The sequence below is a fragment of the Aeromonas sp. SrichE-2G genome (assembly GCF_017939565.1).
GTDB classification, from domain to species: Bacteria; Pseudomonadota; Gammaproteobacteria; order Enterobacterales; family Aeromonadaceae; genus Aeromonas; species Aeromonas taiwanensis.
Genome location: NZ_JAGKRG010000049.1, coordinates 278,427 through 290,524 on the forward strand (window position 1 = coordinate 278,427; position 12,098 = coordinate 290,524).

General features: G+C 62.4%; 7 protein-coding genes. 4 read left to right on the forward strand and 3 right to left on the reverse strand.

Translation table 11 applies throughout. From position 1 onward, the window contains the following. Positions 1-111: 111 nt before the first annotated feature. The gene (locus J9885_RS16160; protein WP_210550047.1) at positions 112-2,586 is read left to right on the forward strand and encodes a glycogen/starch/alpha-glucan phosphorylase; all 2,475 of its coding nucleotides are present in this window, start codon (positions 112-114) and stop codon (positions 2,584-2,586) included. A gap of 67 nt (positions 2,587-2,653) precedes the next feature. Here J9885_RS16160 and J9885_RS16165 read toward each other — a convergent pair whose 3' ends face one another. The 3 genes from J9885_RS16165 to trxC form a co-directional block, all read right to left on the reverse strand. Continuing rightward, positions 2,654-3,208: a cytochrome b/b6 domain-containing protein gene (locus J9885_RS16165; protein ID WP_210550048.1), complete on the reverse strand. Its 555-nt coding sequence runs from the start codon at positions 3,206-3,208 to the stop codon at positions 2,654-2,656. A 230-nt stretch (positions 3,209-3,438) separates the two neighbouring features. Further along, positions 3,439-4,824, reverse strand: coding sequence for a DASS family sodium-coupled anion symporter (locus tag J9885_RS16170; RefSeq protein ID WP_043760148.1), 1,386 nt, complete (start codon positions 4,822-4,824; stop codon positions 3,439-3,441). A gap of 154 nt (positions 4,825-4,978) precedes the next feature. Then, positions 4,979-5,419: a thioredoxin TrxC gene (gene trxC, locus J9885_RS16175; protein ID WP_210550049.1), complete on the reverse strand. Its 441-nt coding sequence runs from the start codon at positions 5,417-5,419 to the stop codon at positions 4,979-4,981. Positions 5,420-5,573: 154 nt separating this feature from the next. Between trxC and J9885_RS16180 the strand changes: the two genes are divergently transcribed. The 3 genes from J9885_RS16180 to J9885_RS16190 all read left to right on the forward strand — a co-directional run bounded on the left by J9885_RS16180 (position 5,574) and on the right by J9885_RS16190 (position 12,076). After that, complete coding sequence (locus J9885_RS16180) at positions 5,574-8,372, forward strand: response regulator (protein WP_210550050.1); 2,799 nt, start codon at positions 5,574-5,576, stop codon at positions 8,370-8,372. Positions 8,373-8,511: 139 nt separating this feature from the next. Beyond that, positions 8,512-10,248 (forward strand): ABC transporter transmembrane domain-containing protein, encoded by a 1,737-nt coding sequence (locus J9885_RS16185; RefSeq protein ID WP_210550051.1) that lies wholly within the window; start codon positions 8,512-8,514, stop codon positions 10,246-10,248. A gap of 76 nt (positions 10,249-10,324) precedes the next feature. Further along, positions 10,325-12,076 (forward strand): ABC transporter transmembrane domain-containing protein, encoded by a 1,752-nt coding sequence (locus J9885_RS16190; protein ID WP_210550052.1) that lies wholly within the window; start codon positions 10,325-10,327, stop codon positions 12,074-12,076. The last annotated feature ends 22 nt before the right edge of the window (positions 12,077-12,098 follow it).

Sequence of the window (12,098 nt, forward strand, 5' to 3'; positions counted from 1 at the left end):
TTAAACCCCAGCCTTTAGCTAGTATGCCCACGCCGGAGCATATTCAGAGATAACAACAGCACCGGTCCCCAATGGGATGACATTTTTATTTGTAACGAAGGAAAATGGTTTATGGCTACCAAGAAGAAGACAGACCAGGATCTCCAACTGGATAAAGATCAGCTCAAGGCGAGTATCGTGCGTCACCTGCGTTCTACCTTGGGTACAAGCGAACAGAAAGCCTCTCCCGAAGCATGGTGGAAAGCCACCGCTGCGGCCGTCAACGAACAGGTGTACGAGCGCCTGACCCGCACTCAGCAGACTCACTTCAAGAAAGATACTCGTGCGATTCACTATCTCTCTGCTGAATTCCTGATGGGACGTTTGACCTCCAACAACCTGCACAACCTATCCCTGTACAAGATCTGCGAAGAAGCGCTGGGTGAGCTGGGTCTGGAACTGACCGATCTGTGTGAGCAAGAGCCCGACATGGCCCTCGGCAACGGTGGTCTGGGCCGTCTGGCAGCCTGCTTCATCGACTCCCTGGCCACCCTCAACTACCCGGCGGTGGGCTATGGCATTCACTACGAGCACGGCCTGTTCCGTCAGGAGATCCAGGATGGTCGCCAGATCGAGCGTCCGGACTCCTGGCGCGAATATGGCAACCCCTGGGAGATCTGCCGCCCGGAATCGGTGCAGGAGATCCCCCTCTACGGCTACGTGGAAACCGTGTTTGGTGACAAGGGTGGCCTGAAGAAGGTGTGGCACGCCGGTCGCAAGATCAAAGGGGTACCCTGGGACATTCCTGTGGTCGGCTTCGGTGGTCACACCGTCAATATCCTGCGTCTGTGGGAATCCCGTGCCTCCGAGTTCTTCGACTGGGACGTGTTCAACGCCGGTGGTTACATCGACTCCCAGGCCGAGAAGGCCCAGGCCGAGACCATCTCCAAGGTGCTCTACCCGAACGACGAGACCGACGCGGGCAAGGAGCTGCGCCTGATCCAGCAGTACTTCTTCTGCGCCTGCTCCATCAAGGACATCCTGCGCCGCTACAAGCGGGTACACGGTGCCGATTTCAGCAACTTTGCCGCACAGATCGCCATCCAGCTCAACGATACCCACCCGACCGTGGCCATCCCCGAGCTGATGCGCGTGCTGGTGGACGAAGAGGGGCTGAACTGGGATACCGCCTGGGGCATCTGCTACCAGGTCTTCTCCTACACCAACCACACCCTGCTGCCAGAGGCGCTGGAGAAGTGGTCCGTCAGCCTGTTCGAGAAGGTGCTGCCCCGCCATCTGGAAATCATTTACGAAATCAACGCCCGCTTCCTGAACGAGCTGGTGGAGCCCAAGTGGCCGGGCAACGACGCCATCAAGGCCAAGCTCTCCATCATCGAAGAGGGTGACGTGCGCAAGGTGCGCATGGGCAACCTGTGCGTCATCGGCTCCTCCAAGGTGAACGGTGTGGCCGAGATCCACTCCAAGCTGGTGAAAGAAGACCTCTTCCCCGAGTATGCCGAGCTGTGGCCGGAGAAGATGTGCAACGTCACCAACGGCGTGACTCCCCGTCGCTGGCTGCTGGCCTGCAACCCCGAGCTGGCCGGGCTCTACAACGAGGTGGTGGGCAAGGAGTGGCCGCTGCAACTGGACAAGCTGCGCAGCGTGGTGAAGTTTGCCGATGACAAGGCCTTCCAGCAGCAGTTCATGAGCATCAAGCGCCACAACAAGGAGAAGCTGGTCAAGGTCATCAAGGCCGAAACCGGCATCGACGTGAGCGCCGAGGCGATCTTCGACGTCCAGATCAAGCGTCTGCACGAATACAAGCGCCAGCAGCTGAACCTCATCCACATCATGGCGCTCTACCGTCGCCTGCTGGCGAACCCGGATTATGACATGCATCCGCGCGTGTTCATCTTCGGCTCCAAAGCGGCGCCCGGTTACAAACTGGCCAAGGACATCATCTACGCCATCAACAAGCTGGCTGAGCGGGTCAACAACGATGCCCGTATCCAGGGCAAGCTGAAAGTGGTGTTCATGCCGAACTACCGCGTGAGCCTGGCCGAGAAGCTGATCCCGGCGGCGGACGTCTCCGAGCAGATCTCCACCGCAGGTTACGAGGCATCCGGTACCGGCAACATGAAAATGGCACTGAACGGCGCCATCACCATAGGTACCCTGGACGGTGCCAACATCGAGATCGCCGAAGAGGCAGGCGCCGAGAACTGCGCCATCTTCGGTCTGAACGTGGACGAGGTGAAATCCCTGAAGGCGCGTGGCTACAACCCGTACGACTTCTACTACGCCAACTCCGAGCTCAAGGCTGTACTGGACTGGTTCGATACCGACTACTTCACGCCGGGCCGCCCGGGGGAGCTCTCCTCCATCAAGCGTTCTCTGCTGGAAGGGGGGGATCCCTACCTGACCCTGGCGGACTTCGAGTCCTACTCCGAGGCTCACAAGCTGATCGACGCCTGGTACCGGGATCCGGCTCTGTGGGCGAAGAAGGCTATCATCAACTCCGCCACCATGGGCAAGTTCAACTCCGACCGCTCCATCCAGGACTATGTGGACCGGATCTGGAAGCTGACAAGCTGCAGCGTTGGTTAAGTGCCATCCCTGATGAAAAACCCCGCATGGCGGGGTTTTTTTATGTCACATGAATGGGGCTGTGCCATCAGGGATTGTCGACCACCCGGGTGCCCGCGGGGACCCGTTTCCTGCCGGTGATCATCCCCCTGACGAGATCCCCCCGCACCAGGCGATCTAGGGCGATGACCGCCAGCACATGGACGAAGATGGCGACCTGCAGCGTCTTGGCAAAGAACTCGTGCACCTCCTCCATGAGGTGGCTGCCTGATAGAGGCCCGAACTCGGTCAGGATCCCGCTGACAGCCGTGCCTACCAGGCAGGTCAACAGCAGCAACACCATCAGGGAGCCCAGGGGATTGTGGCCGGCATAATAGGGATGCCGCCCCTTGAGCGTCTCCTTGAGATAGGTGATGACGCCGGCCGGTGTCGGCAGCCAGTGGGCAAAGCGGGCGTGGTAGGAGCCGATGAATCCCCACAAAATGCGCAGCCCCAGCAGTCCGGCAAGCGCGTATCCCGCATAGCGGTGGTTGCGCGCACCCTCCTCGAGAATGAACAGATTCAGTACGCACAGAGCGACGGTGGCCCAGTGAAAGATCCTGACCACACCGTCCCACACCTTGATCTCGTTGCTGCTTTGCATCGCTTTCTCCATGGCATTTCCCTCTCGTCGTGATGGGTTGGTGCCATCCGCCTCACGGAGGGCACCCTTGTCGTTGCCTGCATCATGGGAGGGATTTCTTAAGGACGTGTTAATGCAGGAGGGAGTGATTGCCTTGTCAGGTCTCACGTGACGCACGCAAAACAAAGCCCCGACATTGCGGGGCTTTGAGGTCATTCGGTCAGGTCGCCGGTATCAAGAGGCGGTGGGGTTCAATGGAGAATATCTCCCATGAAATAGGCCAGCATGGTCAGGATGACGGTGAACACCAGATTCAGCACCAGGCCCGCCCGCATCATCTCCCGCTGCTGGATATGGCCGCTCGCGAAGACGATGGCGTTGGGCGGTGTGGCCACCGGCAACATGAAGGCGCAGGAGGCACCGACCGCGATCAGCACGGACACGACGATGGGGGAGACCCCCAGCGCTTCGGCCACCCCGGCGAACAGCGGCACCAGGAGTGCGGCGGTGGCGGTGTTGGAGACCAGTTCGGTCAGGAACACCACGAAGGCGGCCAGGCAGAGCAGGATCACGAAGATCGGCATGGTGGCGAGGCCGCTGGAGAGGTGCTCCGCCAGGAAGGCATTGGCCCCGGTCTGTTTCAGGATGGCGCTTAAGGTGAGGCCACCTCCGAACAGCAGCAGCACGCCCCAGTCGGTGTTCTGGTTGATGTCATCCCAGTTGGCCACCCGGCTGACGGCGATGGCCAGGATGGCGCCCATGGCGATCAGGGTATCGAACTGGGGAATGCCGCCCAGCGCCTTGGCAAGAGGCTGGGAGCCGATCCACAGCAGTACAGTGGTGAGGAAGATGAGCAGGGTCACCTTGCGCTGGCCCGTCCACTCGATGGTGACCTTCTCTGTGCTGACCTGATGGGAGAGGTCGGGACGGGTCACCAGATAGAGCAGGCCGATGCCCACCGGCATGAAGATGAGTACCACGGGAATGCCGAATTTCAACCAGTCGGTGAAGCCCAGTCCCATCTGGGCGGCTGCGATGGCATTGGGGGGGCTGCCCACCAGGGTGCCGATACCGCCGATGCTGGCGCTGTAGGCGACACCAAGCAGAACGAAGACCAGGGTACGGCGCTCCTTGTGGACATCCAGCCCCTTGAGCATACCGAGGGCCAGCGGCATCATCATGGCGGCGGTGGCGGTGTTGCTGATCCACATGGAGAGGGCTGCCGTGATGGTGAAGAGCACGATGGCAGCCCAGCCGAGGTGCCCCTTGGCGAGTTGCATCACCTTGGCGGCGATCTGGGTGTCCAGTCCCTGCTTGGAGAGCGCCGCCGCCAGGGCAAAGCCACCAAAGAAGAGGAACAGGACGGGGTTGGCGAAGTCGGTCAGCGACTTGCTCATGTCGAATACCCCGAGCAGGGTAGCGAGCACGGGAATGGAGATGGCGGTGATGGTGATGTTGACCGCCTCGGTCAGCCAGAGGATGGCGATGAAGATCAGGATGGCGAGCCCCTTGTTGACCATGGGATCAAAGGGTAGCCAGGCCAGCATGGCACAGAGCAGGAGCAGATCCAGGATGACGATCCCGGACTTGATGTCCAGCCAGCGCGAGGGGGTGGAGGGTAGTGCTGAGGTATGCATGTTGTTCTCTCGGTTAATTTATGGTTGTTGTTGTGTTGCCGAGATTACATTCAAGCCCCTGTTTGAAACAGGGGCTTGTGGTCAAACCATGTGGCGACTCACAGAGTCAAGTGAAAATGGATCCTCTATTAAACAAAAATTAAACATCTTGTTTTCATTTGGCTGCGTTAACAAAGGAGAGCAGCCACTCCCTGAACATCCCCTTGGGCAGAGCCCCGCTGCGCTGGGCCAGGATCTTCCCCCCCTGGAAGATCATCAGGGTCGGAATGCTGCGGATGGCGTAGCGGCTGGCCACGGCGGCCTCCTGCTCTGTGTCGAGCTTCACGAAACGCAGGCGGGGTTCAAGCTCCCGGGCGACCTCCTGGAAGACGGGGGCGAACTGCATGCAGGGACCGCACCAGCTGGCCCAGAAATCGACGACCACCGGAATATCGGACTGGATCAGGGCATCGAAGTACGCCAGTCGACCCACTACCGGGCTCTGGGCGAAGAGGGGATCGTGACAGCGACCGCACTTTGCATTTGAGTCTGCTTTTTCGGCTGGCAGGCGGTTGCGGGTAAAGCATTGGCTACAATAGGTGGTGACAAGTGACATAATTGCTTCCTTATTTCATGGCCCGGCAACATCTTTATTGCATTCAGAGCGCCGACTAACGGTAACATAGCACTCAGGTGTTTTTCACAGTGGGCCCTCCGGTCGTGACCCTTCGTCACCGGGTGGCCGACCATGACATGAGAATCGAGACGGGATGAAGAGTGTTGCACGGGTGAATCGTGTTGTCTTTGGCCTTATCATCGTATCGCTGCTGGCGTTTTCTGCCTATTGCTGGCAATTGCTCAGCCAGCAGCAACGCGCCTTTGATCTGAGCGTGGCTGCGGAGCTGGTTCTGAATCGGGTCAATACCGACACCGTGTATCTGCTTGGGCGCGAGAAGGCCAGCGATGGCAGTGTGCAGCAGCGCCTCAGCCTGCTGTCCAGCAATCTGGACCGCTTCGTGAGCAAGGTGCGCGAAGACCCGGATTCGGCCGGAGATCCCGGCTCCCAGACACTGCAGCGGGACATCGACGGCTATCTGCTGGATCTCGCCAAGCTCTACACCATAGAGATGACCATAGAGTACCTGGCGCCCCGCTTCGAAGGGCAGATCCGGGCGCTGCAGGGGAGCTTGCCGGCTGGTGAGGGGCAATATCGCGATCTCACCGAGCTGCAGCGTCTGAGTCACTTTCTCAGGCGCAGCTGGGACACGAGTGAGCAGCGCCACCTGCTGGCACTGCAGCAGCGCCTGCTGGACCTCTATCAGGGGCAGCCCAGGGTGGCGGCCGCCGTCCGGCTGAGCGAGGAGCTCAACCAGCAGGTGATGGAGTACCACCGCCTGCGCAATCACATTGTCGAGATGAAGGGACTCAGTTCGCTGCCCGCGTGGAAGCAGAGCAAGCTGGAGCTGGCGTCTTCCCTCAAGAGCCGGTTCTATCTGATGGTGCTGGGGGGGGCGCTGCTCTGCTTCTCGCTGGTGGCCGCGACCCTGTGGCGCCGCAACCAGAAGCTGAGCGAGCTCTCCCGCCATGCCGGCTTGCTGGCCCAGGCCAAGAGCGATTTCCTGGCCAACATGAGCCACGAGATCCGTACCCCCATGAACGCCATCATCGGCTTCAGCGCCCTGGCCCTGCAGAGCAACCTGGATCCCCAGCAGCGGGACTATCTCAACAAGATCAAATCCTCGTCAGATACCCTGCTGCTGCTCATCAACGACATCCTGGATCTCACCAAGGTGGAGTCCGGCAAGCTGACACTGGAGGAGATCGACTTCGATCTCAGCGAGCAGCTCGACTCCCTGGCCGCCATGTTTGCCGACCTGGCGGAGCGCAAGCACATCGAGGTCATCATCAACAAGTCCCCCGCCGTACCGGATTTCCTGCGCGGGGATCCGCTGCGCCTCGGTCAGGTGCTGGTCAATCTGGTCAACAACGCCATCAAGTTCACCGAGCGGGGGGAGGTGGAGGTGGCCATCACCCTGGTCAATCAGCATCCCATGCGGGTCTGTTTCAGCGTGCGTGACACCGGCATCGGCATCGCCCCGGAGAAGGTGGCGCAGCTGTTCCAGCCCTTCACCCAGCTGGAGGCGGGCAACACCCGCAAATATGGCGGGTCCGGCCTGGGGCTCAACATCTCCCAGCGCCTGGTGGGGCTGATGGGGGGGGAGATCCGGGTGCAGAGCAAGCCCGGGGTGGGTTCCACCTTCCTGTTCGAGATCCCTATCTCCCAGGCGGTCTACGGGGTCTCCGGGCGCCGGGTCTTCTTCGATCACCAGCCCCTCATCCTGATGATGGATGACAACGAGTTGGTGCTGGATCTGGCCAAGGACATCCTGGGCCGCGCCGGTGCCACCGTGATCGCGGTCAACAGCCTCTCCCGGGCCCGCCAGGTGCTGCGGGAGGAGGGGCACCATATCCGGCTCGCCATCTTCGACTGGCGCATGGGCCAGGAGGATGGTCTGGATCTCGCGCTCGAGATGCACCAGCACAGCCAGTGGCGGCGACTGCCCGTCCTGATGACCAGCGCCTGGTCAAGGGAGGGGCTGCACGGGCGCATGGAGAGCATGGGGCTGACCCACTTCCTGGCCAAGCCGATGACAGAGAACGCCCTGCTGGCCAAGGTGGACGAGCTGCTCAATGGCAGCTCCCACGACAGCAAGGTCCGTCAGGCCGAGGTGCAGGGGGATCAGCAGCATTTTCGCGATCTGCTGCAGGGTACCCGGGTGCTGCTGGCAGAAGACAACAGGGTCAACCAGCAACTCATCATGGAGTACCTGCGCCGGGTGGATGCCAAGGTCACCGTGGTGGATAACGGGCGCGAGGCGGTGGAGCAGGTGGCGGAGCAACCGTTCGACGTCATCCTGATGGATCTGCAGATGCCGGTGCTGGACGGGCTGGATGCGACCCGCCAGATCCGCAAGATGGTGGACAAGCACGACGTCCCCATCATCGCCCTGACCGCGAGCGCCATGCCAGGGGATCGGGAGCGTTGCCTCGGGGTCGGCATGAACGGCTATGTGACCAAGCCGGTGAGCAAGCTGGATCTCTACAACAACCTGCTGCAGTGGGTGAAGAACAGCGACGGCGAGTCCAGGGTGCCCCTCGAGGTCAAGCCACCGGATCTGATGGGGGTGCTGGATCTGGACGATGCCCTGCGCCGGTTGGAACAGGACAGGGAGGCGCTGCAGATCCTGTTCAAGCTGTTCCTCTCCGAGCACAGGGACGATCTGTGGGACATACGCTCCGCCTTGCGCCGCCAGCAGCCCGAGGTAGCGTGCCGGCTGCTGCACACCCTCAAGGGGGTGTCGGCCAACATCTCCGCCTCCCGCCTGCAACAGCTGGCCGGGGAGCTGGAGTGGCGGCTTAGGCTGCAGGAGGAGCTGAGCGAGGGGGAGTTGAACCAGTTGCAACAGGTCTTCACCCAGACCCGGGAAGAGGTGTCCCACTTCCTGCTGACCGGGGAGTCTCAGGAGTCGGTCGCCTTCCCGTTCTCGCCTCAGGACAAGCGGATCTGAGAGGCCAGATAGCAATCGTTCTCAAGTCGCCCGCTTCGAGCTATGATGACCGACCCCATCGCCCCCGCCACGGGGGCGATTGTATTGGGCTTCTCTCTATGACCAGGCGGCGTCCCGTGCCGCGAGCAAGGATTTTACAGTGAGCGTATTTTTGCGGCTTGGCTGGTTCTTCAAGGATCAGTGGCGGCGTTATCTGATGGCCATCTCCCTCCTGATGCTGGTGGCCCTGTTGACCGTGATCCCCCCCAAGGTGGTGGGCTGGGTGGTGGATGGCATCACCCAGGGAGGGCTCGACAGCGCCCGGTTGACGGGCTATCTCGCGGGGCTGTTCGGCCTTGGCCTGCTCATCTATCTGCTGCGCTATGTGTGGCGGGTCATGCTGTTCGGCGCCTCCTACCGCCTCGCCTATGTGCTGCGCAACCGGCTCTTCACCCACTTCACCCGCATGAGCCCGGATTTCTACCAGCGTCATCGCACCGGCGATCTGATGGCCCACGCCACCAACGACATCCAGGCGGTGGAGATGACCGCAGGGGAGGGGGTGCTGACCCTGGTGGACTCCATGATCGTCGGCATCCTGGTGCTCTCCATCATGTGCAGCCAGTACTCCTGGCAGCTGACCCTGCTCTCCCTGCTGCCGCTGCCGGTGATGGCGTTCTTCATGAACCGCTTCGGCACCCAGATCTACAAGGAGTTCAAGGCGGCGCAGGGGGCCTTCTCCCGCCTCAACAACAAGACCCAGGAGGCCCTCTCCGGGGTGCGTGTGCTCAAGTCCTATGCGGTGGAGTCCCTCGAAGACAAGGGCTTTGCCGAGCTGACCCGCCAGGCGGGGGAGCGCAACATGGCGGTGGCGCGCATCGACGCCAAGTTCGACCCCGTCATCTATCTGTGCATCGGCTGCTCCTACTTCCTCGCGGTCGCCGGCGGCAGCGCCCTGGTGCTACGCGATGAACTGACCCTGGGGGAGCTCACCAGCTTCACCATGTACCTGGGGCAGCTGATCTGGCCCATGTTCGCCATCGCCTGGCTGTTCAACATCATAGAGCGGGGCAGCGCCGCCTATTCGCGCATCGAGAGCCTGCTGGCCGAGCGTAGCGACATCGAGGATCCCGCCTCGCCGCAGCCGCTCACCTCGCCCTTCCCCCTGGCAATGAAGGGGGTGGCCTACCGGCTCGAGTCGCGCACCCTGCTGCAGGGCATCGATCTCACCCTGTCCGGGGGGGGCATGCTCGGCATCGTGGGGCGTACCGGCGCGGGCAAGAGCTCCCTGCTCAAGCTCCTGATGCGCCTGGCCAACCCGAGCGCCGGGCAGATCACCATGGGGGGCGTGATCATCGAACGGCTGGCCCTTGGCGAGCTGCGCAGCCAGTTTGCCTACGTGCCCCAGGAGCCCTTCCTGTTTTCCACCACCATCGCCGCCAACATCGCCCTCGGCCGGCCGGATGCCAGCCAGGAAGAGATAGAGCGGGTGGCGCGCATCGCCTGCGTGCACGATGACATCGTCCGTTTCCCCAGGGGGTACGAAACCGAGGTGGGGGAGAAGGGGGTGACCCTCTCCGGCGGCCAGAAGCAGCGGCTCGCCATTGCCCGGGCCCTCTTGCTGGAGGCGCCCATCCTGGTGCTGGACGACGCCCTGTCTGCGGTGGATGCCCACACCGAGCAGCAGATCCTGCACGCCCTCAAGGCCCACAAGCGCACCCTCATTCTGGTGAGCCATCGCATGACGGCGGTAGAGCAGGCGGACGAGATCCTGGTGCTGGAGCAGGGGCACGTCAGCGAACGGGGCCGCCACGGCGCCCTGATGGCCCACAACGGCTGGTATGCGGACATGGTCCGTTACCAGCGCCTCGAACAAGATGTGGAGGAGAGCCTGTGAACCCAAACATGACAAGGCTGTCGGGTGATCTGTTGCGCCCGTTCTCTGCCCCTGAAACACGCGCTGGGGAGTCTCTGTGAACCCGACGATCAAACGCCTGCTGGCTTATTGCGCCCATTATCCCGCCTGGCTGACCCAGGCGGGCATCTGCCTGCTGCTGGCCACCGGTGCCGAGGTGGCGGGCCCCCTGCTTATCAAGCTCTTCATCGACGACTACCTGGCGCCGCGCCGGCTGGAGTGGGGCGTCATCGCCGCCATCGCGGCGGGCTATCTCGGCCTGCAGGTACTCTCGGCTGCTGGTTTTTATTTGCAATCCCTGCGCTTCAACCGCATCGCCCAGGCGGTGGTGCAGCGTTTGCGCGAGCAGGTGTTCGCCACTGCCATCCGATTGCCGGCCCGCTATTTCGACAAGCATCGCTCCGGCTCGCTTATCTCCCGCATCACCAACGATACCGAGGCGATCATGAACCTCTATGTGCAGGTGATAGGGCTCCTGGTGCAGAAGGTGGTGCTCCTGTGCGGCATCCTCCTCTCCATGGCGCTGTTGGATCTGCGCCTGATGCTGGTGTGCGCCGCGCTGCTGCCGGCGGTGGGGGCCGTGATGTGGCTCTACCAGCGCCTGAGCGTGCCCGTGGTGCGGGCGACCCGCAGCCTGCTCTCCGACATCAACAGTCGCCTCAACGAGTCGCTTCAGGGGATGCCGGTCATTCAGGCCATGGTGCAGGAGCGCCACTTCGCCAACGCCTTCGCCGGGGTCAACCAGGAGCACTGGGCCGCCAGGATCAAGGGGCTCAAGATCAACGGCATCCTGCTGCGCCCCCTCATCGATCTCTTCTACATGATGGTGCTCATCGGCCTGCTGGCCCTGTTTGCCCACGAGGGGTTGAGCGCGGGGGGCGCCATCCAGGTGGGGGTGCTCTACGCCTTCATCAGCTATCTCGGGCGGATGATCGAACCTCTCATCGAGATGACCAACCAGCTCAACCAGCTGCAACAGGCCATGGTGGCCGGGGAGCGGGTCTTCGCCCTGCTCGATGAAGAGCGCGAGAGCACGGCGGGGGCGGTGGTGTCCCTGGAGGGGCGGGTCAGCTTCGAGGGGGTGAGCTTCTCCTACGATGGCGAGCAGCGGGTGCTCCACGAGGTGAGCTTCGCCACCCGGCCCGGCCGGATGCTGGCGCTGGTGGGTCACACCGGCAGCGGCAAGTCCACCATCATCAGCCTGCTGATGGGCTTCTATCCCCTGGATCAGGGCACCATCCGGTTCGATGATCACCCCATGGAGAGCCTGGCGCTCTCGGCGGTGCGCCGCAGCATCGGCCTGGTGCAGCAGGATCCCTTCATCTTCGTCGGGACGCTGGCAGAAAACCTGCGCCTCGGGCGCGATGGCATCGAGGATGAACGGCTCTGGCAGGCGCTGGAAGAGGTACAGCTCGCCGACTTCGTGCGCCGCCTGCCGCAGGGGATCGAGACCCTGATGGAGGAGGGGGGCAAGAACCTCTCCGCCGGCCAGCGCCAGCTGCTCTCCTTTGCCCGTGCCCTGGTGGGGGATCCGCGCATCCTTATTCTGGACGAGGCGACCGCGAGCGTAGACTCCCAGACCGAGCTCGCGCTCTCCCAGGCGCTTGCGGCGGCGCGCCGTGGCCGCACCACCATCGCCATCGCCCATCGCCTCTCCACCATCGTCGATGCGGACGAGATCCTGCTGCTCTCTCGCGGCCAGGTGAGCGAGCGGGGCACCCATGGCGAGCTGATGGCGCTCGGGGGGCACTATGCCCAGCTGTTCGAGATGCAGAGCCAGGGGGCCTGGCTCGAGGAGAAGCGGGCCTGAGTGCGGGTCAATTGCAAGGCGT